Origin of the sequence: Xanthomonas sp. NCPPB 3569, from assembly GCF_041475645.2 — a bacterium.
Taxonomy (GTDB): Bacteria; Pseudomonadota; Gammaproteobacteria; order Xanthomonadales; family Xanthomonadaceae; genus Xanthomonas; species Xanthomonas phaseoli.
Map to the genome: position 1 here is coordinate 739,178 of NZ_CM192969.1, position 25,404 is coordinate 764,581.

18 protein-coding genes and 1 pseudogene are annotated in these 25,404 nt (G+C 67.1%); 11 read left to right on the forward strand and 8 right to left on the reverse strand.

The annotated features are described in order from the left end of the window. Nucleotides 1–664 precede the first annotated feature (664 nt). From ACCQ03_RS03080 to ACCQ03_RS03090, 3 genes are all read left to right on the forward strand, one after another. Nucleotides 665–1,738: a 3-deoxy-7-phosphoheptulonate synthase gene (locus ACCQ03_RS03080; protein ID WP_057679692.1), complete on the forward strand. Its 1,074-nt coding sequence runs from the start codon at nucleotides 665–667 to the stop codon at nucleotides 1,736–1,738. A gap of 951 nt (nucleotides 1,739–2,689) precedes the next feature. Continuing rightward, a complete protein-coding gene (locus tag ACCQ03_RS03085; protein WP_057678078.1) occupies nucleotides 2,690–4,867 on the forward strand; it encodes a translocation/assembly module TamB domain-containing protein in 2,178 nt (725 codons plus the stop codon). Nucleotides 4,868–4,960: 93 nt separating this feature from the next. Next, a complete protein-coding gene (locus ACCQ03_RS03090; protein WP_057678079.1) occupies nucleotides 4,961–7,399 on the forward strand; it encodes a hypothetical protein in 2,439 nt (812 codons plus the stop codon). 418 nt (nucleotides 7,400–7,817) lie between these two features. Here ACCQ03_RS03090 and ACCQ03_RS03095 read toward each other — a convergent pair whose 3' ends face one another. Together ACCQ03_RS03095 and ACCQ03_RS03100 are read right to left on the reverse strand one after the other, a co-directional pair. Further along, nucleotides 7,818–8,738 (reverse strand): SMP-30/gluconolactonase/LRE family protein, encoded by a 921-nt coding sequence (locus ACCQ03_RS03095; RefSeq protein ID WP_057678081.1) that lies wholly within the window; start codon nucleotides 8,736–8,738, stop codon nucleotides 7,818–7,820. Continuing rightward, complete coding sequence (locus ACCQ03_RS03100) at nucleotides 8,738–9,256, reverse strand: cupin domain-containing protein (RefSeq protein WP_017155915.1); 519 nt, start codon at nucleotides 9,254–9,256, stop codon at nucleotides 8,738–8,740. Before ACCQ03_RS03100 ends, ACCQ03_RS03095 begins: the two co-directional genes overlap by 1 nt. A 161-nt stretch (nucleotides 9,257–9,417) precedes the next feature. Between ACCQ03_RS03100 and glnE the strand changes: the two genes are divergently transcribed. Continuing rightward, on the forward strand, nucleotides 9,418–12,243 hold the full coding sequence (gene glnE / locus ACCQ03_RS03105) for a bifunctional [glutamate--ammonia ligase]-adenylyl-L-tyrosine phosphorylase/[glutamate--ammonia-ligase] adenylyltransferase (RefSeq protein WP_057678082.1): 2,826 nt from the start codon (nucleotides 9,418–9,420) through the stop codon (nucleotides 12,241–12,243). Between the two features lie 103 nt (nucleotides 12,244–12,346). Here the strand turns inward: glnE and ACCQ03_RS03110 are convergent, their stop codons facing one another. Beyond that, nucleotides 12,347–12,898 carry a VUT family protein gene (locus ACCQ03_RS03110; RefSeq protein ID WP_017155913.1) on the reverse strand — a complete coding sequence of 184 codons (552 nt, stop codon included), beginning with the start codon at nucleotides 12,896–12,898 and terminating at the stop codon, nucleotides 12,347–12,349. A gap of 48 nt (nucleotides 12,899–12,946) precedes the next feature. Here ACCQ03_RS03110 and ACCQ03_RS03115 point away from each other — a divergent pair, with 48 nt between their 5' ends. Beyond that, a complete protein-coding gene (locus ACCQ03_RS03115) occupies nucleotides 12,947–13,306 on the forward strand; it encodes a hypothetical protein (RefSeq protein ID WP_209228015.1) in 360 nt (119 codons plus the stop codon). A 487-nt stretch (nucleotides 13,307–13,793) separates the two neighbouring features. Beyond that, nucleotides 13,794–15,667, forward strand: a pseudogene (locus ACCQ03_RS03120) (S53 family peptidase). Nucleotides 15,668–15,957: 290 nt separating this feature from the next. Here the strand turns inward: ACCQ03_RS03120 and ACCQ03_RS03125 are convergent. From ACCQ03_RS03125 to ACCQ03_RS03135, 3 genes are read right to left on the reverse strand one after another with little or no spacing between them, the layout of a single operon-like run. Further along, the gene (locus ACCQ03_RS03125) at nucleotides 15,958–16,464 is read right to left on the reverse strand and encodes a hypothetical protein (RefSeq protein WP_057678084.1); all 507 of its coding nucleotides are present in this window, start codon (nucleotides 16,462–16,464) and stop codon (nucleotides 15,958–15,960) included. After that, nucleotides 16,461–17,330, reverse strand: a complete 870-nt coding sequence (locus ACCQ03_RS03130) for a DUF2145 domain-containing protein (RefSeq protein ID WP_209225285.1) — start codon at nucleotides 17,328–17,330, stop codon at nucleotides 16,461–16,463. The genes ACCQ03_RS03125 and ACCQ03_RS03130 overlap by 4 nt, the downstream gene beginning before the upstream one ends. Before the next feature lie 42 nt (nucleotides 17,331–17,372). Further along, a complete protein-coding gene (locus ACCQ03_RS03135) occupies nucleotides 17,373–18,320 on the reverse strand; it encodes a mitochondrial fission ELM1 family protein (protein WP_057678086.1) in 948 nt (315 codons plus the stop codon). Nucleotides 18,321–18,454: 134 nt separating this feature from the next. Between ACCQ03_RS03135 and ACCQ03_RS03140 the strand changes: the two genes are divergently transcribed. The 4 genes from ACCQ03_RS03140 to ACCQ03_RS03155 all read left to right on the forward strand — a co-directional run bounded on the left by ACCQ03_RS03140 (nucleotide 18,455) and on the right by ACCQ03_RS03155 (nucleotide 21,838). Continuing rightward, nucleotides 18,455–19,045: a malonic semialdehyde reductase gene (locus ACCQ03_RS03140; protein ID WP_057678087.1), complete on the forward strand. Its 591-nt coding sequence runs from the start codon at nucleotides 18,455–18,457 to the stop codon at nucleotides 19,043–19,045. A gap of 231 nt (nucleotides 19,046–19,276) precedes the next feature. Continuing rightward, nucleotides 19,277–20,020, forward strand: coding sequence for a YceI family protein (locus ACCQ03_RS03145; protein ID WP_209225287.1), 744 nt, complete (start codon nucleotides 19,277–19,279; stop codon nucleotides 20,018–20,020). 126 nt (nucleotides 20,021–20,146) lie between these two features. Further along, the gene (locus ACCQ03_RS03150; protein WP_057678088.1) at nucleotides 20,147–20,383 is read left to right on the forward strand and encodes a hypothetical protein; all 237 of its coding nucleotides are present in this window, start codon (nucleotides 20,147–20,149) and stop codon (nucleotides 20,381–20,383) included. 183 nt (nucleotides 20,384–20,566) lie between these two features. Then, complete coding sequence (locus ACCQ03_RS03155; protein ID WP_057678089.1) at nucleotides 20,567–21,838, forward strand: histidine-type phosphatase; 1,272 nt, start codon at nucleotides 20,567–20,569, stop codon at nucleotides 21,836–21,838. A gap of 82 nt (nucleotides 21,839–21,920) precedes the next feature. On the opposite strand, the gene ACCQ03_RS03160 is transcribed toward ACCQ03_RS03155, so the two are convergent. Next, nucleotides 21,921–22,715 (reverse strand): siderophore-interacting protein, encoded by a 795-nt coding sequence (locus tag ACCQ03_RS03160; protein WP_057678090.1) that lies wholly within the window; start codon nucleotides 22,713–22,715, stop codon nucleotides 21,921–21,923. 314 nt (nucleotides 22,716–23,029) lie between these two features. Continuing rightward, the gene (locus tag ACCQ03_RS03165) at nucleotides 23,030–23,566 is read right to left on the reverse strand and encodes a PadR family transcriptional regulator (RefSeq protein ID WP_057678091.1); all 537 of its coding nucleotides are present in this window, start codon (nucleotides 23,564–23,566) and stop codon (nucleotides 23,030–23,032) included. 186 nt (nucleotides 23,567–23,752) lie between these two features. On the opposite strand from ACCQ03_RS03165, the gene mdcA reads away from it, so the two are divergent. Beyond that, nucleotides 23,753–25,399: a malonate decarboxylase subunit alpha gene (gene mdcA / locus ACCQ03_RS03170; protein ID WP_209225288.1), complete on the forward strand. Its 1,647-nt coding sequence runs from the start codon at nucleotides 23,753–23,755 to the stop codon at nucleotides 25,397–25,399. Nucleotides 25,400–25,404: the final 5 nt, after the last annotated feature.

Consider the following 25,404-nt stretch of genomic DNA (forward strand, 5'->3'; position numbering starts at 1 on the left):
CCTGCGTTCATGGGCTGGAAAAATGCCCGGAGCGTACCTGGCGCAGAGCCGGACGGCGCCAGCCACGCTTGGGGACTGACACGTCGGCAGTGCGACATCGTTCATGTCACGGCTGCTGGACACGGTATCCGTCTCCGCTTGCCACGAAGAGCAGGCCTGAAACGCCGCAAGGTGCGCCGGGGTAAGGGCGCACCTTGCGTTTGGTGCGCGCGCTGTCAAGGCGGGTCAACCTCCACGCCAGCGCCTTGATCGCACCGCCCCAGTGGCGTGCAGCACATCCCGCCACACTGCCGCTGCATGTAAGGCCATCGGCAGCTCAACAGCGATCGGATTGCGTTCTGTTGCCCTGATCAACTGTTGCTGCCATGTCTCTGACGACGCGCTGCGCCACCCAACCACTGCATCGAGACACATGGTCCGTTGCCGATGAAACAGTGGCAATGCGCAAAAACGCGTGGTATCAATGCATCCCATGAACGCACCCCGCAGCCAGTTTTATTTTTGGTACTACGGTTTTCCGATGCCGCTGGCGGAGGAAGGATTGCGCTCACCCTGAAGGAAACTTCAGCAGCATTCCCGAAAAGCCGCCAGCGCACACCTGGCGGCTTTTTTGTTGCCGCAACGCCTGGCTCCCTGATGCAACACCGCCCACCGAGACACTGTGATGCCGCCCGTAACCGATGACCTGCGTATCCGCAAGATCGAAGCCCTCGCACCGCCTGCGCAGCTGCTGTCGCTGCTGCCCTGCGATGAGCGCGCCTCCGAAACCGTGACCAACGCGCGCGCCGCGCTGCACGACATCCTGCACGGGCGCGACGATCGCCTGGCCGTGGTGATCGGCCCCTGCTCGATCCACGACCCGGTCGCGGCGATGGAGTACGCACAGCGCCTGCGCCCGTTGCGCGATCAGTTCGGCGACGCGCTGGAGATCGTGATGCGGGTGTACTTCGAAAAGCCGCGCACCACCATCGGCTGGAAGGGCCTGATCAACGATCCGGACCTGGACGGCAGCTTCCAGATCAACAAGGGTCTGCGCGTGGCGCGTGGCCTGCTGCGCGATATCAACAATCTCGGCCTGCCGGCCGGCGTGGAATTTCTCGACATCATTTCGCCGCAATACATCGCCGACCTGGTGGCCTGGGGCGCGATCGGCGCACGCACCACCGAGAGCCAGGTGCATCGCGAAATGGCATCCGGGCTGTCATGCCCGGTGGGCTTCAAGAACGGCACTGGCGGCGACGTCAAGATTGCGGTGGACGCGGTGGGTGCGGCCTCGCATCCGCATCATTTCCTGGCCGTGACCAAGGACGGCCACACCGCCGTGGCAGCGACGGCGGGCAACCCGGATTGCCATGTGATCCTGCGCGGCGGCAAACAGCCCAACTACGATGCGGCCAATGTGGAAGCGGCCAGCCAGGTGCTCAATGCATCCGGACTGCCTGCGCGCCTGATGATCGATGCCAGCCACGCCAACAGCAGCAAGAATCCCGAGAACCAGCCCAAGGTCGTCGAGGACATCGCCAATCAGCTGGAAAGCGGCGAAACGCGCATCGTCGGCGTGATGGTGGAAAGCCACCTGGTCGCTGGGCGTCAGGACCTGTTGCCGGGGTGCGAGCTGACCTACGGCCAGAGCATTACCGACGGCTGCATCGGCTGGGACAGTTCGGTGCAGGTGCTGGAACGCCTGGCGAGCGCAGTGCGCGCACGGCGCACGCGCCGGATTGCCGAGGCTGCGTGAGCTGAGGCGCAGCAGCATCGGCAGGCACTTGCTGATGCTGCATGGGGCATCGCCAACGCGGAATGATTGCGAGGCAGCGCGTTGGCTGGTCTGCGGTGAGCGCGGGGCCTCGCGCGTCCCCTCATTTGCCGCTACGCGTGACCTTCTCCCTGAATGACCGTAGCGCCAATCGCGTTGATGGCGTCTATGAAACCGATCCGGGCCTGGTGTCCAGATGGGAAAGGTCTGGTGGCTGGCACCTGCGTAGATGCACCAAATGTCGGCAACGGCGCAGGCAATCAAGTGGGTGCGCTGGACGCTCGGCCACTGCTCGCCGAGGAGACAAGGCTGCGCTGGCGCGCCGCAACTATGCACGCGCGTCGCGTTGGACGTGGCGCCCCGCGGTGCCATCGGCGGCGACGATCAGCGACGACCACTAGCTGCATCGATCGGCTTGGTCGTGGGCGCAGGCGTCTGGCTGGCCGCTGCAAGCCAAGAACGTCGGGCCGGCGCAGGGAGCCGGCCCGACGGGTTGGACACCACCCAGTGATGGCCCGTTTCGCGCAGTGGCAGCAGGGGGAGAGAGCCTTCCTGTCACATGAAGCGAGCGGGCAGGACTGTTATCCACCTGGCACGTGACCCTGCGATGTCGCTGCATGTCGTGCGCAGCAATGAAGTTCGAGAAGCGTTAAACACCAGGAGGGCGCGATGGCAGCGGTTCGGCGAATCGCCGGTGCGGCACCGGTCACTGGCCGTGCGCCAATCTCCCAGCTCGCCGCCGATTCCCAATTCCCAATTCCCAAGTCCCAATTCCCAATTCCCAATTCCCGAATCCCGAATCCCGAATCCCGAATCCCGAATCCCGAATCCCGAATCCCGAGTCCCGAGTCCCACAACGGCACCAGCCTTGTTCACGCCTCGCGGTCAGCGCAACCGGGATAGTGGCGGAAGACTCCTTCCTGCCTGCGCCCCATGCCCTCACTTCGCGACCGCTTTCAGCGCTGGCCACGGCCGTGGCGTCGTGCAGTGGGCGTGGTGTTGGCGCTGTACGCGCTGTATCTGCTGGCCGGCAACCTCTATCTCAATACCCCGTTGTTCGACGCCAGCACCAATCGGCAGCCGCACAAGTTCACCATGCAGACCGGCCCGGCACTGACCCTGTTCCCGGGCGAGGTGATCGCCTGGAACGTGCGCATGCGCGGGCAGGCCAACCGTACCGTGTACGTCTTCCACGCCGACCGCGCGCATGCGCGTATCTCCTTGCTGGCCTTGTTTCGGCGCGAAGTGCGCCTGCCGTGGCTGCATGCCACCGGCGTGAGCGCAGAAGTGGAAACCTCCGACACGCCCATTCCGCCACCGCCGCGGGGTCACCAGGGCTGGACGTTGCGCTTCGATGCAATCACCAGCAACAGCATTCGCAGCGCCCGCCTGGGCAAATTGCTGATCGCCGGGCAAGGCCACGGCAAGGTCGGTTTTCTGAAGCAGCTCAAGGGCGGGCCGTCGGAATTGTTTCCTTCCGAAGCGGGCTTTACCGATGCGGTGGTCAGCTACGACGGGGTGCAGGTATTCAACGGCGCGCAGCTGGATGCGCAGTTCCAGTTTCCGCGCCATTACCGCGACCAGGCACCGGGCCTGCGCAAGCTCGGCATCACCAACGCCCGGCTACAGCTGAAGGCCAACTCCGTGGCGCTGAAGATCGATACCGGGGCGCCGCATGTGGACATCGGCAGCGGGCCATCGGCCGCGCGCGTGGAGGCCGATGTCCGCCTGGCCAGCGGCGCGCTGCAGCCGGGCAGCCGCGCGGTGTGGCGGCTGCCATTGCTTGCGGGCGTCGGCGCCACCGACCGCGGCATGCTCGCACTGCAACTGGATGTGGCCCAGGACATCCGCGTGCAGGCGCGGCTGCCGCGCGATGAGAAGACCGGCAGCGAGCTGCACGCCGATCTGCGCATCGCCGGGCGCAGCGTTCCGTTCGAACAGCCGGCGCAGCTGTTGCCGCGCTTGTCGGGGCAGGTGCGTGGGCGCTGGAAGTTCGAATCCTTGAACTGGATCGCCGAGCTGTTCGTGCGCAAGCCGTGGTTCCAGCTGGAAGGCGGCGGTCTGGTCGAAGCGGACCTGCGCCTTGCACAGGGCCGGCTGAGTGCCGGCAGCACGCTGGATATTCCGCGCGTGGAGGCGGTGGCGCAGGTGTTGGACACGCGCCTGGCCGGCGTGGCCAAGGCGCACGGGCGCATCGACGATGCCGCCACCCCGCAGGCGCATCTGGATGTAAGCATTCCCACCTTCAAGGCGGCACCGCGCGATGCGCCCAAACAGCTCCTGCTGGACGGCCGCAACCTGCAACTGGCCATGCATGGCGATGCCGAGCTGGCGCGCCTGAGCGACACGCTCAAGGCGCAGCTGCGTTTCAGCGATGCGCGTGTGCCCGATCTCACCGCCTACAACCGCTACCTGCCAGGCAATACCGTGCGCCTGCTCGGCGGTAGCGGCAGCCTGACCGGCGATGTGGCGCTCAATGCCTCCGGCGATGTCGGTACCGGCCATGCGAACCTGCGTGGGCAGGGCGCGCATCTGGCGTTGGCTGGGGTGCAGATGCGCGGCGATGCCGAGTTGCAGGCCACGCTGCAGCGCGCCGACTTCAAGAACAAGTTCTTCGACCTCAGCGGCACGCGCGTGCGCCTGCGCAACATGCGCGTGGGCGAGGACGGCAAAGACGCCGACTGGTGGGGCGAGTTGCAAGTGGGGGCCGGCACCATCCAGGCCGAGGCACCGTTCCAGGTGGATGCCGACGCAGCCCTTCGCATGCGCGATATCGCACCACTGCTCTCGGTGTTCGCCCAGCGCGCCGACTATCCGCGCTGGGTGCTGGGCTTGCTGGATTCGGGCGAACTGGATGCCACCGGTCGGCTGCGTTGGCGCAAGCAGCAGGTGCTGATCGACGACCTGCACGCGGAAAACGCGCGCTTGTCGCTGCGTGCGCGGCTGGCCTTGAACGATGCGCAGCGGCGCGGCGATCTGTATCTGCGCTGGGGTGTGCTGGGTGCCGGCATCGAACTCGATGGCAAGCAGCGGCAGTGGCATCTGGCCGGCGCGCGTGAGTGGTATGACGCGCAGCCCGGACTGCTGCCGGCGGTCTACAAAACCAAGTGATGCGGCCGCTGGCGTGATCGTGCTGCGCCCTGCTCACGGCTGGCTTGGCACACTGTGCCCAGCCGCGTGCGCGGTTTTCAGGAGCCCGCCGTCATGACGATGCCTGTTCGCGCCCGCTGGCGCGCCTCGCCACGCCTACTGCGATGGCCGCTATCGGCCCTGATTGCGCTGTACGTAAGCTATTTGCTGCTGGGCAATCTGTTGCTCAACACACCGCTCGGCCCGGCTGCGCTGAATCGCTCGCCCGACAAGTTCACGATGCAATGGGGCCCGGCGCTGACCTGGTGGCCCGGGCGTGTGGTGCTGTGGGATGTCGATCTGCAAGGCCATTCGGAGCGCACGAACTGGAGTGTCGGTGCGCAGCGGATGAGTGGGCAGATCCGGCTGCTGCCATTGCTGCACCGCCAACTGCTGGTGCCGGAGTTGCACGCGCGCGGTGTGCGTGGCGGTCTGCAGGCTGCGCTCGCAACGCCCGGGACGGTGGCGATGCGAGCGCCTGCGGCGATGCAAGCGCCGCGTGCTGCTGTTGCGGCGGCGAAGGGTATCGCTGAGACGCCGGCAGCGTCGGCAAACGCGGGGACGTCAACCGCAACGCCCAATGTCGAACACACGGCGACGCCACCGCCCGCGCAGAGTCTGCGCATCACGGCTACGACGAACGCAACGTCCGCAACGCCCACCAACAGGACGCCGGAGTCAGCCAAGCGCGCCGATGCTCAAGCCAGGACACCCAGGTCATCAACCGCCTGGACCCTGCAGTTCGACCGCATCGTTGCCGAGCAGGTGCAGGCCGTGTCGCTGCGTCAGCTGCACATCGAAGGGCAGGGCCAACTGCAACTGGGCCTGTTCAAACAACTGCGTGGCGGGCCGATGGAACTGTTCCCCTCGCGTGCAGTATTCGAATCGGCACGTGTGCGGTGGGGGCAGGATGAAGTGATGCGCAATGGACAGCTGCGTATCGAAGCCAGCATCGCGCGGCACGCACCGGATCAGGCAGGGGCAAGCGCGGTGCTGCAACTCACCGATGCGCTGATCGCCGTGCATGGCGACACCGCAGCGCTGGATATCACCCGTCATGCGCAGGGCCGGCACACGCTGGCGACGCGTGCCGGCAAGGGGCGTGCAGATGGCGAGCTGCGCTGGATACGCGGCGCCTTGCAGCCTGGAAGCCAACTGCAATGGCGCGCGCCGTTGCACGACAGCACGCGCGTGCCGGCCGCATTGCTGGGCGAACTGACGGCGCAGTTGCAGGTCGATCAGAACCTGCGGCTCAAGGTCAGCATGCCCGAGCCGGCCGATGCCGGGCTGACGCTGGACGCCGACATACGCGTGCAAGGCAGGCAACTGCCCGTGCACTCCATGCGCAGCCTGTTGCCGCGCACGTCCGGGCATGCACGGCTGCATTGGCAGCTGTCTTCGTTGAGCTGGATTGCTGCGCTGTTTCCGGATGTGGATTGGCTGACCCTGGAGGGCGAGGGCCTGGTCGATGCGGATCTGCGGATCGATCGCGGCCAGCTTGCTGCCGGCAGCCGCCTGCAGGTGCCGCACGTACAAGCCCAGGTGGGCGTGATGGGGCATGCGATCACCGGACAGGCCAGTGCTGATCTGCGCGTGGACGCCGATGCCAGTGGGCAGTTGCTGCCGGCGCTTGCACTGCAGATGCAGCAGTTTTCGATCGCGCAGACCGATGCACCCACGCGGCCGTTCGTGCAAGGCCGCGATTTGCGCCTGGATCTGCGCACACGCGCCGACGCGCACAACCTGAGCAGCCTGCGCGATGCCACCCGCGCGCATCTGGTGTTCGCCAATGCCCGCGTGCCGGATCTGCGCGCCTACAACCGCTATCTGCCGCAACAGCAACTACGCTTCGACGGCGGCAGCGGCGTGCTCAGCGGCGATCTGCAGATCGAGCCGGGTGGGCGCATCGGCAAGGGCGGTGTGCGCATCGCGGCGCGTGCAGCGCGGCTGCAGTTTGCCGGCCTGGCGTTGCGCGGCGATGTGGATGCGGATCTGCGCCTGCAGCGCGGCGATCTACGCGCCGAACAGTTCAGTCTCGATGCCAGCAGCATCCAGCTGCGCAATGTCGGATTCACCGGCCCGGATGGACAAAATCGCGATGGCTGGTGGGCGCGTATCGTGCTGGACGATGCGCGCATGCAATGGCGACAACCGGTGGGCGTGGATGGGCGTGTACGCATCCAGGTGCGCGATCTGGCATTTCTGGTGGCGTTGTACGCGCGCGACCGCTCGATTCCGAACTGGATGCTGCGGCTGGTGGATGCTGGCCAGGCGCAGCTGACCGCACGCGCGCACTGGCAAGGCGAGACGGTCATCGTCGATCGGTTGCAGGCACGTAACGAACGCTTTCAGGTCGATGCGCGCCTGCGCCTGCAGGGCACTCAACGGAGCGGCAGTCTGCTGGCCCGCTGGGGGTTGCTGAGCGCGGCAGTTGGCTTGCGCGGCGACACACCCGAATGGCATCTGCGCGGCGCGCCAGAGTGGTATCGCGCGCAGCCCGACCTGTTGCGCTGAAGCCCGCATCTCGCGCGCTGGCGTGAAGAAAAACACCAGTTCTGTACTGCCTGGTGTTGTTTTGCAGTGCAGCGTGCAAGTCCGATTCGGGGCGCGCACTATGATCCTGCATCCCGACGTGGGGGAGGGAGCAAAGCCCGCTGGCAGTTCGCTGCAAGCGGGCTTTTTTATGCCTGCAGGTTGCCGGGTCAAACGCCAACCGGCGCAAGATCCGCTGCAAATGAAGGCCGCCCGCATGCCGTGGCTGCCGCCGGTCTGCATCGCGGCGAGCAGGCTTGCATGGCTTGGAGCTGCCCTCGATACCTGGCGAGCCATCGTGCTGCTCGATGTGCACGGCGGGCTCGGAACGGTTTGTAAGTGTGATTCCTGCCATCGCGGGCAATGGCCGCGTCCGCCTGGCGGTTTTCGTCAACCGTGCTTAGTGCTGCAACTCCAGCAACCACAGCGTGCTGCCGCCGGTGATGAACAATCGTTTTTGCTCCAGGTCGAAGGTGCAGTTGGACGCTGTCTGCGGCGTCGGTACCAAGCCGAGGCAGTGGCCATCGGTGTCGAAGACGCACACGCCCGCGCCGGAGCTGCTCCAGAGCCAACCCTGGCGATCCACGCAAAAGCCATCCGGTAGGCCATCCGGCACCACCGCGAAGCGGCGCCGGTTGTGCAATGCGCCATCGCGCCAGTCGAAGGCGGTGATCTCCGGCGAGGTCGGGCCACCTTCAGGCGTCTGCGAGACGTACAGCACGCGTTCGTCCGGGGAGAACGCCAGCCCGTTGGGGTGATCCAGGCTGACCATGCACTGCAGGGCACCGCCATCGGGCGGCAGCCGGTAGACACCGTGATGGTCCAGCTCCTGCGGGCCTGGGCAGCCCTGGCTGGGCTTGAGCAGCCCGAATGGCGGGTCGGTGAACCAGATCGCGCCGTCGTGCGCCACGATCAGATCGTTCGGCGAATTGAGCTGCTTACCCTCGAACCGCCCGACCAGCAGATGCGCGCGCCCATCGACATCGCTACGGGTGATCGCGCGGCGCCCGTGTTCGCAATGCACCAGGCGCTGTTGCGCATCCACCGCGTTGCCGTTGGTGAATGCGGTGGCATCCAGCAGCACGTCCACCGCGCCGTCCTCGCGCCAGCCAAGCACGCGGCGGCCCACCACATCGCTCCACACCAGCGTGCGCTGTGCTTCCCACCAGGCCGGCCCCTCGCTCCAGGTGGCCTGGTCGTAGAGGGTCAGCAGGCGCGCGTTGCCCAGCCGCGCCGCTAGGGCGGCGTGGTGCGTGGTGGGGGGCGGGCAGTCGGCCGGCCGGGCGGCGCCGGGTGCACGCAGGCGGCAGCGGCGGTCCATCAGCGCGGCGCTGGATGGCCGAATGGATGCGCGGTGGCCGCGCCTGGCGATTGCGCAAACTGCACCATCATCTGCAGGCAAGGTTCATCGCCAAGTTGGCCGGAGCGATGGCCGCGCTGATCGCTGGTGCCCTGGTCCTGGCCGAAATGGATGTCGCCAGGGCCCATCTCCACGCGTGTGCCGTCGCCGGTTTCGATGAACCAGCGGCCGCGCAACGGAATCACCCACTGCGGGTGCGGGCTCTCATGCCAGTCGCCAACCCAGCCCACGGGCAGCACCGCGAACTGGATGCCGAGCACCTCGCCGGGAAACGGTCGCAACCACTGTGGCGCCGCACCGCCCCCCACGCTCTTGCGACCGAAGCCGGGCAGCTGCGAGGCGTTGAGGCAGCTGTTGCCATCCGGCCCGGTCCATAGATGCAGGAAGGGCAGGCTGGGCGGCAATGCAGGATCGTTGCCATCGGTCTGGAGCGGAATCTGCGAGGGCAGCAGGTGGGCGGGCAAGGTGGTGGGCGACATGGCATGACCTCGTGCGAAAGCGGCAGTGCAGCATGGAGATCGTCAGGGCTGCGTAAGCGAGATGTTCAAAGCGGCGAAATGCTGCACGCCGCGTTGCAGTCGCGGTGCGGATGTCGCGCATGCGTGTACTCACTGCATGGCGGGGATGCCAAAATCCGGTCATGCCGATGCCTACCGTTTCCATGTCTGCTGCGCTTACCGCCCTGATCGAGCGGGCCGTGGCCCGTGTCCGTCAAGCATTGCCTGCCGGGCAGGCATGGCCGGGCGGCGCGTTCGATCGGCAGCTTGCGCAGGTCGCACTGGCGAGCGAATTCGCGCTGGATACCTTGGCGCGGCAACCGGCATTGCTGCAGCACCTGGCGCAACCCGATCCGCCGCCACTGCCCTTACCGCAGCTCGATCCGGCCCAGCCACAGCTGTGGCCTGCACAATTGCGACGCTATCGCAGCGCCGAGTCCACGCGCCTGGTGTGGCGCGATGTGCTCGGTCTGGACAGCGTGGAGGCGACCCTGGCCGGCGCCACCCAGCTGGCCGAACACTGCCTGCAATGCGGCCTGCACGCGCTGGAGCAGCAATTCCACACCCGCCACGGCAAGGTCGTTGCTGCAGACGGCAGCGTGCAACGCCTGGTGGTGTTCGGGCTGGGCAAGCTGGGCGGCGGCGAGCTGAATTTTTCCTCGGACGTGGATCTGGTGTACGCCTATCCGCAAGGCGGCCAATCCGATGGCGCGCGCGCATTGGCAGCGGAAGAATATTTCGCACGCCTGGGCCAGCAACTGGCCAGGTTGCTGGACGAAACCACCGCCGACGGCTTCAGCCATCGCGTGGATCTGCGCCTGCGTCCGTTCGGCACCGCCGGCCGCGTAGCGTTGTCGTTCGCCGGCATGGACCAGTATTTCCAGCGCGAAGGGCGCGATTGGGAGCGCTATGCCTGGCTGAAGGCGCGCGCGGTGGCGGGCGATGTCGACGCCGGCGAAGCCTGGCTGGAAACGCTGCGCCCCTTCGTCTTCCGGCGGTATCTGGACTTCACCGCACTGGATGGCTTGCGCGAAATGAAGGCAGCCATCACCGCCGAAGTGGCGCGGCACGATCGTCTGGACGACATCAAGCGCGGGCCCGGCGGGATTCGCGAAATCGAGTTTCTGGCGCAATCGCTGCAGCTGATTCGGGGTGGACGCGAGCCGAGCCTGCGCGAACGCCGGCTGCTGTCCGCATTGCAGGCGCTGGTGGCCGCAGGCCAGATCGACCAGGAGAACGGCCAGGCGCTGTCGACGGCGTATCGGTTTCTACGCCGGCTGGAAAATCGCCTGCAGATGTTGCGCGATGCGCAGACCCACGCATTGCCGCAGGCGCCGCTGGATCGCGAGCGCATTGCGTTGGGCCTTGGGTATGCGGATTGGTCGGCATTGCTGGACGCGCTGGCACCGCAGCGCACACGCGTGGCCGCGGAATTCGCCGAGCTGCTGGCTCCGCGTGTGCGTGCCACCGCACCAGATACGCTGGCCGATTACTGGCGCGCGCTGCCGGAAGGCGATGCGGCGCCGTTGGCGGGGATTGGCTTGCACGATCCCGATGGCGCGCACCAGGCGCTGGCCGATTTTGCGCAGTCCTCCGGCGTGCGCGCGTTGTCCGATAGCGCGCGTGCGCGGCTGGATCGGGTGATGCCGGCACTGCTGCACGCGGCCACCCGCGCCAGCCAGCCGGATGCGGCGGTGCGCCGCATGCTCGGCCTGTTGCAGTCCACCTTGCGCCGCACCAGCTACCTGGCCTTGCTCGACGAGCAACCCAGCGCGCTGGCACGCCTGGTCGATGTGCTCTCGCGCAGTGCGCTGCTGGCCGAGCGGCTGGCGGCGTATCCGTTGCTGCTGGACGAATTGCTCGACACCCGCATCAGCGGCCCGCTGCCGGATCGCGCAGCGTTGCACGCGGCCTGCGCCGAGACCTTGCACATCGACGACACCGAAGCGGCGCTGCGCGAGCTCAACGAGCGTCGGCTCGCACTGAGCTTCCGCATTGCGCTGGCCACGCTGGATGGGCGCCAGCAGGCGGTGGAGAGCACCCGACAACTGGCCTGGCTTGCCGAAGCGGTCGTGCAGACCGTGCTGCAGCTGGCGCGCAGCGACATGGCGGCCGCGCACGGACACGTGCCTGGCGGCAGCTTTGCCATCGTCGGCTACGGCAGCCTGGGCGGGCTGGAGCTGGGGTTCGGATCGGATCTGGATCTGGTGTTTCTGTACGACCATCCGCCCGCGGTGGAGGCCTCCGACGGCAAGCGCCCGCTGGAAGCCGGGCGCTGGTTTGCGCGGCTTGCGCAGAAAGTGATGGCATTGCTGGCTGCCGAGACCGGCGCCGGCCGGCTGTACGACATCGATGTGCGACTGCGCCCGGATGGCGGCAAGGGCGCCCTGGTGTCCTCGCTGGCCAGTTACCGCGAATACCAGCGCGACCGCGCCTGGACCTGGGAGCATCAGGCGCTGGTGCGTGCACGCGCGGTGGCCGGCGACGCGGCGCTGTGCGATGCGTTCGCACAGGTGCGTCGCCAGACGCTGATGCGGGTGCGCGACACCGCGCAGCTGCACGAGGACGTGCGCAAGATGCGTGCGCGCATGCGCGCCGAACTGGATCGCAGCGATGCCGGCCGGCTGGATCTCAAGCAAGGCGCTGGCGGCCTGGTGGATCTGGAATTCGTGCTGCAGGCCGGCGTGCTCGGGCTGGCAGCGCAGCAACCGCAGCTGTTGGACGCCTGCGATACGCCCGCGTTGATCGACGCACTGGCGCGCACCCACTGGCTCCCGGACGAGCGCGCCGCACCACTGCATCAGGCGCACGCAACGCTGGTCGATGCCGGCCTGAGCTGCACGCTGGACCGACGCCCACGCCTGCTCGCACCGACACCGGCCATCCAGCAGGCGCGCGGCATCATCTTCAACGCAGCACGCGGGCAGGGCCTGACGTTTCCGCTGGGCAAGGATGAAACAGCGCTGTAGGTGCAGTGGCGAGGACGCCGCTTTCGATGTGCCTGCAGCAAATGGCAGCAACGGTGCCTTGCTGGCCTGGCGGGATGCCCTGCACCCAGGAGCGCCATGCGTTCTACCGACGCGGCGCACTCCGCCACAGCAGGGCGCGAAACGGGCCGAGCAGGAACACGCCCATGCCCAGTTTTACCGCCAGATCGCCTGCGGCCCAGCTGATCCATGGCAGGCTCGCGCCGGCAAACGCAATGCTCCAGAAGAGGGTGGTATCCAGGGTGGCGCTGCAGGTGGTGGCCACGATCGGTGCGCGCCACCAGCTGCCGTCGCGCAGGCGGTCGAACACGCTGATGTCCAGCAATTGCGCCGCGATGAAAGCGCTGCACGAGGCCACTGCAATGCGCGGCGTCGCCAGCCAGATCGACAGCAGCACCGCCAGCGCGAACCCGCACCAGGCAACGTGGCGTGCAGCGCGTGGACCGAAGCGGCGGTTGATCAGGTTGCTGACCAGGAACGCCAGCGGATAGGAGAACGCGCCCCAGGTCAGCCAGTCGTTGATCGGGTATTGCACCAGGATGTTGGACAGCAGCACCACCGCGCCCATTGCCAACACCGCCCAGAGCAATGCACGGGTGGTGAGCGGGGCAAATGCAGGTGGCGAGGCACGACGCATGGCGACACGGTGTTGATGGGGCGCGCAATTATCGCTGCGACGGCAGGGATGAACCAGCGCAGCGCTGCGCTCGCCGGCCATGGCCTCGGTGCGCAAAGACCCTTTCCCGTATTGCGCCGGCGCCTGGCGCCAGAGCGTGCCTGTATCGTCGGCGACGACGACGACGACGACGACGACGACGACGACGACGACGGGGCGCGTGCGCGCCGCGGCTGCAGTCGAATGGCGCGTGCGCCTGCATTCGTGGCGGCGCATACGCTCGGCGGCAGTGTCGGCAGGCGATGTGCAGAGCGGGGGCAAGCCTGCGCCCCGGCATCGGGGCGTCATCGGTCACGCGTGCACCTGACGCCCGACTGGCGGCATCGGCAGCACGCGGTGATCGCAAGGCGAGCCGCAGTCTCGGCGTAGGAAGTGGGGCCGTGAGCGGCTGCATGTGCGCGCAATGGGCGCTCGCAGGTGCTCGCGGCAACGGCGTGCAGCGTGAGACGGCCAGCTGGCTTGCAGCGGCACCTGCAGCCGCAGACACGCGCACCTCGCTGGTGGCGACACAATCTCGCCCGCTGGCATTTCAGCGGTAGACATCGCACGTATCGTCCCGGCTCCCGACCCGCTGTCTGACTGATGGCAGTCCTTGCAAGCCCCGCGACCTGCCGATGCCGATGGAGATAGCCGCCGAATGTGCAGTGTCGCGATGATGCACTGGCAGCGTTGGGTCTTGCTGTCGTCTGTTGCAGCGATCAGGTGTGCGTCTCGCGGCCGCCGCGGCCATCGATCGCAGCCGGCATCTGCTTTCCGTTTTCGTGTCGACACGATCGCGCCGTTGGTCGCGAGCGGTCGTGCGCGCCCCTGCGATGCCATTCGGCCTCGCTCACTGCTGTGCCCCCCGGAGAGATCCATGCTTACTCGCATCCGCTGTCGGCCGCTGCTGGCGGCCGTGTTGTCCGCTTCGCTCTTGGCCTTCGGCAGCGCCAGCGCTGCCACAACCGTCCCCGATGCCCGCTTGACGCGATGACGGCCAGCTTGCGCGCAGCGCCCGTGTCCTTCGAGGTGCATCTGCCATCACGCGACCAGGTAGCGCTGAATGCGCTGCTGGCCGACATCCAGGACCCGCTGTCGCCGCAGTACCACAAGTGGCTGTCGGCGACCGAATTCCAGCAGCGTTTTGGTCCGGCGCCTGCGCAGCTCGCGCAGGTGCGCGCCGCCCTGCAGGCCGCACACATGACCGTGGTGCAGCAGGGGCCAACCCTGCATGTCAGCGCGAATGCCGACAGCGTGGAGCGGTTGTTTGCCGCGCCGTTGGTGGCTGATCTGAATGCCGGCCAGCAGGTACGCCTGGCGGCTGCCGCTCCGCTGCAACTGCCGGCCGCGCTGCGTGCCAACGGTGTCACCGTCACCGGCCTGAGCCGTGGACTGCCGGCGGCACGCATGGACTCGCGCACGCTGGCCGCCGACCCCGCCAACCGCACTGGCGATGGCACCACCAGCTATTGGTACAACGATCTCAAGCAGGCCTACGGCTATCCGTCCTACCAGACGATGATCGGTGCGCCAGGCAAGCAACAGCGGCTCGACGGGAGCGGCAGCACGATCGCCGTGTTGATCGGCAGCGACGTGCTGGACACCGACATCGCCGCGATGTTCGACCACGAGCGCTTCAGCCGCTATGCCGGCAATCACGCCAATCCGACCCTGTATGCACGCCGCTATGTGGCCGGTGCCAAGCCCGGGGTGCAGGATGGCAACCGCGCTGCGGCGCGCGAGGCAACGCTCGATGTGGACATGGCGCTTGGCGGCGCGCCGGGCGCGCACGTGCTGCTGTACGTGATCCCCGATCTGTCCATCGATTCCATCCTGGCCGGTTACCGACAGATCGTGCAGGACAATGAGGCCGACGTGGTCAGTTCCTCGTTCGGGTTCTGCGAACAGGTCTTCACCGCGGCCTATAACGGCAAGGACGCCACCTCCATCCTTGGCGTGTTCGATTCGGTCTTCAAGCAAGGCAACGCGCAGGGCATCAGCTTCGTCGCCTCCAGTGGCGACAATGCCGGCCTGGATTGCCCGGACACCCAATACCTGGTGGAAGGCAAGAACGGCCGGTACGTCCCCAGCGTGCATTGGCCCGCCGCCGATGCGTATGTGACCGCGGTCGGTGGCGGCAACCTGCTCACTGCCTACACGAAGGGCAGCCTGGATTCGAGCTACCTCAGCGAAAGCGCGTTTGCCGACCCGTTGCAGGCCGAGGACCCGTATGGCGTGGGCGCGCTGCTCAGCGGCGGCTACTGGGGCGCCGGTGGTGGCGTCAGCACGCTGTTCCAGCGTCCGGCGTATCAGCTGCGCGCGCTGGGCGGCACACGCACATCGATGCGCGCATTGCCCGATGTCGGCATGCTGGTCGGCGGTTGCCCGGGAATCGCCGTGCATCCCTGTCAGCAGGGCACCAGCTCGGTGTCCATCTACGTGGCAGGTGCACTCACCAAGTTGATCGGCACCAGCGTGGCGGCGCCGGAGTTCGCCAGCGTGGCCGCGTTGCTGGTGCAGAAGCAGGGCCGGCAGGGCAATCTCAACGATTACCTGTATCGCCTGGCCGCCAACGGCCCGCAGGCCTACCACCGCGGCATCCCCGGCAATAACGGGGTGGTCGGCAACGATGTGCCGATCGCCGGCAAGTACAACTACACCACCGGCTTGGAAACCCCGATCGTGCGGCTGATGATCGGCGCGCTGGACGCGGCGCCTGCCGGCATTCCGCGTTCTCCCAGCAATCCGTAACGGATAGTGTCGCCGCGCCGGCGGGGCCTTGTCGGTGCGGAGAGGGGCGGTAGAGCGCACAGTGCGCGTTAGTGCTGTGCGCTCTTGCTCCGCTTCGAGGGTTGGGTGCGCGAGCGAGGGGCGATGCAAGGTCACCGCCGCCCGCAGGAAGGCAACACGCACGCATCGCGACCCAAATAGACAGCCCCCTGGTCCACGACGGTGGCCGCTGCGGGTCGGCGGTTGCCCGGCAGCGCGCCCGCCTACGCGTGATCGCCGTGCAGGCAGCGCTGTTGCTCAGCGCGTTGAACTCACCAGCTGCGGCTGCTGTTGTAGGCCGCCGCGTCGCCGGTGGGCAGGAACGCCAGGGCCTCGCCTTGCGGTGCATGTACGGTCCAGCCACTGCCGGCCGGGCTGGGCTGGAACGACACCATGTCGCCAACCCGAAACCCGGCTGCCGGGTCGTCCTGGCGCGCGGGCCAGCGCAGCATCACGGTCGCCTCAGGCTGTTGCGGATCCTGCAGCCTGACCTCGCGTTCGCCCGCGGGCAAGGTTTGCACCGCGTCGACCCGCATCGGCGGCAGCGTGCCCGCGCGCGGTTGACGGCGGTCATCGCGTCTGTCTGCGTAGGCGTTGACGGACGCAATGAACGGAGACACGACGATAGCGCTCGCCACCACCACTGGGACAGAGACGGTCAACATGGCATAGAACCCGGATTTATCGGCCGGGCTCATCTCCCCGGCCTGCACGCAGGTTGGCAGTAGGGTGGCGAGCGACAGGGCAGCGGCAAACGGGGCGGACAGCAGGCGCGTCATGGCGTGGCTCCAGGCGTGGCGGTGGCGTGTGGGATCGACAGCTCCTGTGCAAGGGCGTCGCGTTGATGCAGGAAATTGAACACCGATTCGACGGTGACCACCGAGTGGTTGCCGGAAACGCGCTCGCCGACAGGATGATCGGTGGTGGTGGCATTGGCGGCGACAAAACGTGCGCCCACGCGCTGCTTCAAATCCAGATGCAGGATGCTGGGGTGATACCGCGCCGCTTGCAGCCAGGCCTGCGATGCGCGGCGATCGCCGATGACCGTCGGTGGTTGCGCATCGGCTGCCAGCGCCGCTGCCAGCACTTCCAGCACCCACTGGTTGGAATTCTGGTAGTCGGTGGAGAAGGGATAGGCGACCATGCTGTAGCGCGTTTCATGCAGGCGATGCGCGAGCTCGCCTGAGTCACTCAACAATGCCCGCAGGCGCTGTTGGATCGCGGGTGTCAGGACGCCGACACGCAGATCGTGGCTGACCGCGCTTTCGCCGACGAAATTGCTCAGGCCTTCGACATAGAGCTGCGAGGCATCGCTCTTGCAGCGATTGAGCAGGTGCCGCACGCGCCAGATGCCATCATCGTCGCGCACGGCAAATGCCAGGTGGCTGTGCTTCAGACCGTAGCGGCTTAGATCCTGGCCGCCGCGCGCCAGCAGCACCACCTTGGCATCGGGCAACGCATCCAGCGCCTGCGCGGTGGAGGTGGCCATGTCGAACATCGCGGCAGTGGCTTGCGGTGTGGGATAACGCGGCACGCAACGCGGTGTTGTTGCGGTGGCGGACAGCGGTAATGTGGCGAGTACCAGCAGCGCAATTGCCTTGCGCCGGGTTTGTCGAATCCATCGCGCTTTGATCGTCCCTGTCATGCACATCGTCCTTGTCTCGGTGGCCCGGTGGTGGGCGTTGGGTTATGGCAGCAGGCGCGCGCGTACCTGCATGGCGATGCGCTCGGTTTCGCGCACAGGAACGATATCGACAGCGCTGGCGAGAACTTCATCAACGAAGTGCAAGCGCTGGCGTTGCCGCAACGCTCGCAAATAGGTGTCAACGCGCCCACGTGCCTGCTCGGCAAACGCGGCAGCGACCGGCACACGGGTGGCGCAGGCTTCGGAGAGCAGGTTGACCGAATCGGCGCTGGCCACGATGGCATCGGCCCAGCCGAGCAGGCCGGCGTATGGGTTGGGCCCATCGCGTTCGTCGCACCACAGCAGATGCGGCAGGCCGGCGCAGGCCGCGCGCAGCGTTGCGATTGCATCGCCCGGCGTGCGGCGCGAGGTGGTCACCAGCAGGCTGCCGCCCAGCGCGCGCAGTTGGGCACGCAACGACGTGCACAGGGCCGCCAGCGCCTGTAGCGTCCACGGCACCTGGTCGGTAGGCCCACCGACCAGCAGGGCCAGCCGCGGGCCCGGCAAGTCGCCGATTGCGGGAAACGCGGCCCGGCCGGCCGCCAGCCACGCATCGTCCACCGGGTGCAGGCTGCCGAGCAGGGTGAGTACGTTGCTGCCGCGCAGTGCATCGTGCTCGGGCACGACCAGCAGGTCCCAGTGCCGCGGGTCCAACCGCGGATCCAGGATCTGCACGCTGCGGCTGCCCTGGGCACGCAGCAACCGGGTGGCCAGCGCCGCCTGCCGGCCGCAGCCGATGGCCAGCGCCGGGGGCTGCTGCAGTTGCCGGGCAAATTCCGCGCCGAAGGCCTGCCGTGCGCCGGGGAGCCGCCGCGGCGCCGCCCAACGCCACGGCGCGTTGGTCTGCAGGTGCAGTGGCTGACAGGCATCGGGCTGCAGTGCACGCGCCAGCGCCTCGGCCTGGCGCGCATTGCCGGCACGGCCGTCGCTCAGTGCCCAGGTCAGCCCCATCGTTTCAGATCCGACATAGATTTGTTTCAGATTGAACGCGTGTGGCGGCAATCGCGCCACTCTACACTGCGGGTCTTCACACTGGCGCCGACGCCGCAGCCTACCGTCGCACCACCCCTTCCCCTGGAGTGCTCATGTCCGACTCGCTCAACGCCGCCGCACTGGATCAGCTGTTCCGCACCGCCCGCACGCAAAATGCGTTTGCCGACACGCCGGTCAGCCACGAGGTGCTGCGTGAGCTGTATGAGCTGGTGAAGTGGGGCCCCACCGCGGCCAATAGCTGTCCGGCGCGCTTTGTATTCGTGACCAGCGCCGAGGGCAAGGCCAAGCTCAAGCCGGCGCTGTCGGAGGGCAATGCCGCCAAGACGCTGGCTGCGCCGGTGACGGTGATCGTGGCGCACGACGAAGACTTCCACGAGAAGCTGCCGTACCTGTTCCCGCATGCCGACGCCAAGAGCTGGTTCGAGGGTCCGCGCGCGGGCCGCACCGAATCGGCGTTCCGCAATGGCTCGCTGCAGGGCGCCTACCTGATTCTGGCCGCGCGTGCGCTGGGGCTGGATGCCGGCCCGATGTCCGGCTTCGACAACGCCAAGGTGGATGCGGCGTTCTTCGCCGGTACGCCGATCAAGTCCAACTTCCTGGTCAATCTTGGCTACGGCGACCCGGCCGGGCTGTTCCCGCGTTCGCCACGCCTGAGCTTCGACGAAGCGGCGCGTTTCGAGTAAGGCGATACATGCGTGCCGGCTGCGGCGCAGCGCCGTGGGCGGCGCGTGCCGGCCCGGCTACCGCGTGTGCCTGCTACGTTCAAGCGACGCAGTTGGCCGTTTGCCGGCCGATCGCTTGATCTAGCTCGCCGTGTCGACGTACATGGTGTCTTGCGTTTCCTGCAGTCCTCGTCCGTCTGCATCTGTCCCACCCGCGTTGATCCGACGCGTCTCTCATCCCATGGAGTTCCAATGAAGACCACCCATAAGCTGTTGCTGCCGCTCGCCCTGACCCTGGCCATTGCCGCCTGCTCCAAGCCGGCCGACAACGCTGCCGCTCCGGCCGCCGAAACCCCGGCCGCTGCCACCGCACCGGCCGACGCCGCTGCTGCGCCGGCGCCGGCACCGGCGGCGGCCGCCTCGACCGCCCCGGCCGTGGAAGTGGCGTCGGGCACCTACACCCTGGACCCGTCGCACACCGACGTGCTGGCGCAGTGGAGCCACTTCGGTTTCTCCAACCCGAGCGCGCACTTCGGCAATGTCGACGGCACCCTGGTGTACGACGCGGCCGACGTGACCAAGTCCACCGTGCAGGTCACCCTGCCGCTGTCCGGCTTGAACAGCTTCATCGCCAAGTTCGACGAACACCTCAAGAGCGGTGACTTCTTCGACGCGGCCAAGTTCCCGACCGCCACCTTCAAGAGCACCAAGGTGGAAGCTGCCGGCACCAACAAGCTGACCGTCACCGGCGACCTGACCATCAAGGGTCAGACCAAGCCGGTCGTGCTGGACGTCACCCTCAACGGTGCCGGCGAGCACCCGATGAAGAAGGTGCCGGCCGCCGGTTTCGACGCCACCACCACCATCAAGCGCAGCGATTTCGGCCTGGGCCAGTACGCCCCGAACGTCAGCGACGAAGTGAAGATCCGCATCACCACCGAAGCCCTGCAGGCCAAGGCCGGCGATGCTGCGGCGAAGGATGCCGCAGCCAAGTAAGCGGTCTGGCTGCTGTCCAGGCAAAGGCCCGCTTCGGCGGGCCTTTGTCGTTGAGGGGGACGACCACGTGCGACCCGTCGGGTGTGGGCACGACATGTTGGGGCAGCCTGCGTGTCGGGGCGTGTCTTGGGAAGCGCCGCCGCGTACGGCATAACCGGCAGCGTGGGCCGCATGGACTCTGGCATCGGCAAACAGGTGGTCGCCGCGTTGGGCAAACTTGCTGCAGCGTCGCTGTCCGCAGATCGCGCCTTCGCCATCGCCGCTCATCCACTGCCGGGCGCAACGCACGGCAACGGAGTTGGCGGTTGTCATCCACGCGTCATCCGGTCCACGCAGGCTGGGCGCATTTTTCTGGACCGGTGATGTCTGTCGTGCGCTTGGTAGATCGCTGCTTCTGTTTTTGCAAGCGCAGCCTTTGCGTCGCCGCGGTGTCCGGCCTGGCGGCACGCGCACCGTCGGTGTGCGTGCCGTCCATGCTCAGCGGTCTGTCGGTCGGTCTGGACGCGGGGTCGTGCTCGCGTTGTCGGCGACCTTCTGAGGCAAGCCATGCGTAATCGCTCTTTTGCCACGACGATGTGGCACGCACTGCTGGGTCTGGCGCTCTGCCTGCCGATGGCGAAACCGGTTGTGGCAAAAGAGACCGCCGCCGCAACCGCGCACCTGCGCCTGAGCATCGTGCTGGTGCGGCATGGCATCCGTGCACCGACCCAGCCCGGCAGCGAGCTGGATCGCTACAGCGCGCAGCCATGGCCGCACTGGCCGGTGGCCGAGGGCCAGCTGACGCCGCACGGACGGGCCGGCATGCAGGCGTTGGGCGCACGTTATCGCGCGCTGCTGGCGCCGCCGCTCGCGCTGCCGGCCCGTGGCTGCGCGGGCACCGAACAGATCGTCACCATCGCCGACAGTACCGCCCGCAACCACGCCAGCGCGCAAGCGCTGCTGCAGGGCATGGCGCCTGGCTGCGCAGTGCACTACCAGGCCCTGCCGGAGGGCGAGCGCAATGCATTGTTCGATGGCGGCAAGGCGCCCGCACCGCCGGTGCGGCTGGAGGCCGACACCCGTGCGCAGTTGGCGCAACTGCAGGCGGTGTTGAGCGGCTGCCAGCACGGGCGCTGTGTCGTGCCGCCGCCGGAGAGCCTGCTCTACGATCCGGCCACGCGCGACGGCTCGCCGGCCGCAGCCAGCACCCTCAAGCTGGCCGGTGGACTGGCCGAGAACCTGATGCTGGAGGACGTCGAAGGTTTCGATGCGGCGCAGCTGGGCTGGGGCCGGGTGGATCGCGCCGCAGTGGGGCAGTTGATTACCTTGCACAACGCCTCGTTCGCTCAAAGCAAGCGCCCGTTGCCGGCCGCCCGCGCGGCGGCGTCCAACCTGCTCGCGCATCTGCTGGCCACCGTGCAGGCAGCCGTTGGGCAAGCGCCGTCGGTGGCGGCGCTGGCGCCGCCATCCACGCGGCTGCTGGTGCTGGTCGGCCACGACACCAACCTGGCCACGCTCGGCGGCCTGCTCGGTGTGGACTGGCATCGCAGCGATCGTCCCGACGACTATCCGCCCGGTGGCGCGTTGGTGCTGGACGTACTCGAACGCGACGGCGCGCCGTTGCTGCGCGTGCGGACCTTGATGCCCAGCTTGGCGGCGTTGCGCAGCGGCCGCTTCGATGGTGATGCGCTGGCCTCGTCCACCCTGGTGCTGCCCGGTTGTCATGGCCAGGCCCTGTGTCCGTTGCCGGTCGCGCTGGCCTGGCTGCGCACGCGCATCGATCCGGCCCAGTTGCAAGCGGACTTGCCTCAGCTGCGCTCCTGGCCGGCGCAACCGTAGCGCATGTCATGCACGGCAAGTGCGGGAGAAGCGGCTTGGCGACGTGTTGAGGGCCAACGCACGCTGCGTGCACGCAGGGCATTCACTCCTCGCCGTGTTCGCCGCGCGCCTTCCAGTAGCCTTTGGCGCGTACCCATTCCTTGTCCACGCCCAAGTGCTCTTCCAGGAATTTGCGCATGGCGCGCGCGCGCATCGATTCGGCGCCGATCCAGTAGAACGTATCGCCGTCTTCTGGCTCGTAGTCGCGCAGGCTGTCTTCCAGCAGGGTGCTGCTGGCGGCATCGAAGCCATTGCGCTCCAGCCAGTTCACCTGCACTTCGGCGGCGCTGAGCAGTTCCTGCCGCTCGGCGGCATCGGCGATCTCGATGAACACCTGCGCGTGCATGTCGGCGGGCATCGCTTCGAGCCAGCGGCCGATCGCCGGCAGCGCGGTTTCGTCGCCGATCAATACGTAGTGGTCATAGTCGTCGGCAACCAGGAACGAGCCGCGCGGGCCGCCGATTTTCAGTGGGTCGCCGGGCTGTGCGCGCGCGGCCCAACTGGAGGCCACGCCCTCGCCGTGCAACACGAAGTCGATGCTCAATTCGCCGCTCTGCGGATCGAAAGCGCGTGGCGTGTAGTCGCGCGCCGGCGAAGGCAGCGCGCCTTCCTCGTAGCGCGGGCCTTCCGGCGTCATGGTCGGCAGCACGAAGGCGCCGTCGGCATTGGGAAAGAACAGTTTGACGTGATCGTCTGGCGCCTCGCTCTGGAAACCGGCCAGTTCGCCGCCGCCGAACACGATGCGGCGCATGTGCGGGGTGATCGCTTCGCAACGCAGCACCTGCACGGAGCGCAGGCGTGGGTCGCGACGCAGTTGGGTGTTGGTGTGTGCAGCCATGGGGTGCAATTCCTGGAGGGCCGCAGGGATGCGCGGCGGTGCGGGAGAGGGATGGAGCGTTAGGAAATCACTGCGTGATCAGTCAATGAGGTGGTGAGTGGCGACCTGCCACGGTGATGCGCTGGCACCCAGCGCAGGGGGGTTGCCCTCTCCCTGCGCGAGCCGTGCCCCGTAGGAGCAGATGAGGGGAAATGCGAAGCTGCGTGCAGTGGCATTGCCTCACTTCGCATCTGGGCAATGCCGTCGTTGGATCGACCTACGCGGCTGGCAGATCGCTGTCAGGCCGGCCCCAAACGTCACCCCACGACACCGGCTCAGTCGTCGTCGCGCTCCATGCCGTCGGCGGCGGCGTTGAGTAATGCAGCAATCCGCGCGGTCTCTACCGCGTTCCATTGCCCGTGGCGCGCGAACAAACCATGTTTGATGCGATGAATCGCCTCGCGAATCGGGGCCGGCGTTTGCGACTTGATCAACTCGCGCGCGCGCCGATGGGTACGGGCCAAGGCGGCATCGAGCGCATCGCGTTGCTGTGCAACGTAGTCGCCGCCAGCGTCAGTGACCTGATAGCGCTTGCGGCCGGCATCCAGATCGGTGTGCACCCAGCCGGCCGCTTCCAGCTGCGCCAGCGCCGGATAAATCGCCCCGGCGCTGGGTGTGTATAGCCCCTTGAAGAGGGCGGCGATCTGCCGCATCAGCTCATAGCCATGGCACGGGCGATCGGCAATCAGCGCCAGCAGCAGCAGGCGCAGATCGCCGTGCTCAAGCGGACGCACGCGCGCGCCGTCACTGCGACCACGGGCAGGCGCAGCATCGAGATCGGCCGATGGACTGAAGGGAGGGAGCTTTTTCATTCGATATATCGAAGCATGGAGAAACGATATATCGAAGTGCGCTGATGCACAAGCGCCCGACTCTTGGATGGCTAATCGCCTCTCAGGCGAGACCCGGATGCTGCAACGCGTCTAGACATGCAAGGATTCCATAATTACGATGTAATTACTTTGACATTACGGGCTTGCCCCCGGCGAGGCAGAGGCATGAGTCGACAGTGGGACACCCAGGCCGAAAGCCGGCGTCAGCGCTTGCAGCGGGCCGCCGCGCTGGCGCCGCAGGGCCGCGTGGTGGCTGCCGACGATGTGGTGGCGCTGCTGGAAGCGGTGATCGAGCCCGGCGACCGCGTGTGCCTGGAAGGCAACAACCAGAAGCAGGCCGATTTCCTGGCACGTTGCCTCACCGAGGTGGATCCGGCCCGCGTGCATGACCTGCACATGGTGCAATCGGTGCTATCGCTGGCCGCGCATCTGGACGTCTTCGAACGCGGCATCGCCAAGCGCCTGGATTTTTCGTTTTCCGGCCCGCAGGCAGCGCGCCTGGCCGGGCTGGTCGGTGAAGGTCGTATCGAAATCGGTGCCATCCACACCTATCTGGAATTGTTCGGCCGCTACTTCATCGACCTGACCCCGCGCATCGCACTGGTCACCGCGCAGGCGGCCGATCGCCACGGCAATCTCTATACCGGCCCCAACACCGAAGACACGCCGGTGATCGTGGAAGCCACCGCGTTCAAGGGCGGTATCGTGATCGCGCAGGTCAACGAAATCCTCGACACCCTGCCGCGCGTGGATATTCCCGCCGATTGGGTGGATTTCGTGACTCAGGCGCCCAAGCCCAATTACATCGAACCGCTGTTCACCCGCGACCCGGCGCAGATCTCCGAGATCCAGGTGTTGATGGCGATGATGGCCATCAAGGGCATCTATGCCGAATACGGCGTGGACCGGCTCAATCACGGCATCGGTTTCGATACTGCCGCCATCGAACTGCTATTGCCGACCTATGCCGAATCCCTGGGGTTGAAGGGCAAGATCTGCCGGCATTGGGCGCTCAATCCGCATCCGGCGCTGATCCCCGCGATCGAATCGGGTTTCGTGCAGTCGGTGCACTCGTTCGGTTCCGAGCTGGGCATGGAGCAATACATCGCCGCACGCCCGGACGTCTTCTTTACCGGCGCCGACGGCAGCATGCGCTCCAACCGCGCGCTGTCGCAGACCGCCGGGCTGTATGCCTGCGACATGTTCATCGGCTCCACGTTGCAGATCGATTTGCAGGGCAACAGTTCCACCGCCACGCGCGACCGCATTGCCGGTTTCGGCGGCGCGCCCAACATGGGTTCGGATGCGCGCGGTCGCCGGCACGCCAGCGCCGCCTGGCTCAAGGCCGGGCGCGAAGCGGCAATGCCGGGCGAGATGCCGCGTGGGCGCAAGCTGGTGGTGCAGATGGTGAAGACCTTCCGCGAACACATGGCGCCGGCATTCGTGGACAAACTCGACGCCTGGGAATTGGCAGAGCGCGCCGACATGCCGCTGCCGCCGGTGATGATCTACGGCGACGATGTCAGCCATGTACTCACCGAAGAGGGCATCGCCAACCTGTTGTTGTGCCGCACGCCGGAGGAACGCGAACAGGCCATCCGTGGCGTGTCCGGCTATACCGCAGTGGGCCTGGGGCGCGACAAGCGCATGGTCGAGAACCTGCGCGACCGCGGCGTCATCAGGCGGCCGGACGATTTGGGCATTCGCCCGCGCGATGCCACGCGCGATTTGTTGGCAGCGCGCACGGTCAAGGACCTGGTGCGCTGGTCCGGCGGCTTGTACGACCCGCCGAAACGTTTTCGTAATTGGTAAGGGCA

What these genes read in the sequence shown, in the direction of transcription:
- ACCQ03_RS03080 (WP_057679692.1), top strand. Translation starts at nt 665, where the DNA reads ATGCCGCCCGTAACCGATGACCTGCGTATCCGCAAGATCGAAGCCCTC.
- ACCQ03_RS03085 (WP_057678078.1), top strand. Translation starts at nt 2,690, where the DNA reads ATGCCCTCACTTCGCGACCGCTTTCAGCGCTGGCCACGGCCGTGGCGT.
- ACCQ03_RS03090 (WP_057678079.1), top strand. Translation starts at nt 4,961, where the DNA reads ATGACGATGCCTGTTCGCGCCCGCTGGCGCGCCTCGCCACGCCTACTG.
- ACCQ03_RS03095 (WP_057678081.1), bottom strand. Translation starts at nt 8,738, where the DNA reads ATGGACCGCCGCTGCCGCCTGCGTGCACCCGGCGCCGCCCGGCCGGCC.
- ACCQ03_RS03100 (WP_017155915.1), bottom strand. Translation starts at nt 9,256, where the DNA reads ATGTCGCCCACCACCTTGCCCGCCCACCTGCTGCCCTCGCAGATTCCG.
- glnE (WP_057678082.1), top strand. Translation starts at nt 9,418, where the DNA reads ATGCCGATGCCTACCGTTTCCATGTCTGCTGCGCTTACCGCCCTGATC.
- ACCQ03_RS03110 (WP_017155913.1), bottom strand. Translation starts at nt 12,898, where the DNA reads ATGCGTCGTGCCTCGCCACCTGCATTTGCCCCGCTCACCACCCGTGCA.
- ACCQ03_RS03115 (WP_209228015.1), top strand. Translation starts at nt 12,947, where the DNA reads ATGAACCAGCGCAGCGCTGCGCTCGCCGGCCATGGCCTCGGTGCGCAA.
- ACCQ03_RS03125 (WP_057678084.1), bottom strand. Translation starts at nt 16,464, where the DNA reads ATGACGCGCCTGCTGTCCGCCCCGTTTGCCGCTGCCCTGTCGCTCGCC.
- ACCQ03_RS03130 (WP_209225285.1), bottom strand. Translation starts at nt 17,330, where the DNA reads ATGACAGGGACGATCAAAGCGCGATGGATTCGACAAACCCGGCGCAAG.
- ACCQ03_RS03135 (WP_057678086.1), bottom strand. Translation starts at nt 18,320, where the DNA reads ATGGGGCTGACCTGGGCACTGAGCGACGGCCGTGCCGGCAATGCGCGC.
- ACCQ03_RS03140 (WP_057678087.1), top strand. Translation starts at nt 18,455, where the DNA reads ATGTCCGACTCGCTCAACGCCGCCGCACTGGATCAGCTGTTCCGCACC.
- ACCQ03_RS03145 (WP_209225287.1), top strand. Translation starts at nt 19,277, where the DNA reads ATGAAGACCACCCATAAGCTGTTGCTGCCGCTCGCCCTGACCCTGGCC.
- ACCQ03_RS03155 (WP_057678089.1), top strand. Translation starts at nt 20,567, where the DNA reads ATGCGTAATCGCTCTTTTGCCACGACGATGTGGCACGCACTGCTGGGT.
- ACCQ03_RS03160 (WP_057678090.1), bottom strand. Translation starts at nt 22,715, where the DNA reads ATGGCTGCACACACCAACACCCAACTGCGTCGCGACCCACGCCTGCGC.
- ACCQ03_RS03165 (WP_057678091.1), bottom strand. Translation starts at nt 23,566, where the DNA reads ATGAAAAAGCTCCCTCCCTTCAGTCCATCGGCCGATCTCGATGCTGCG.
- mdcA (WP_209225288.1), top strand. Translation starts at nt 23,753, where the DNA reads ATGAGTCGACAGTGGGACACCCAGGCCGAAAGCCGGCGTCAGCGCTTG.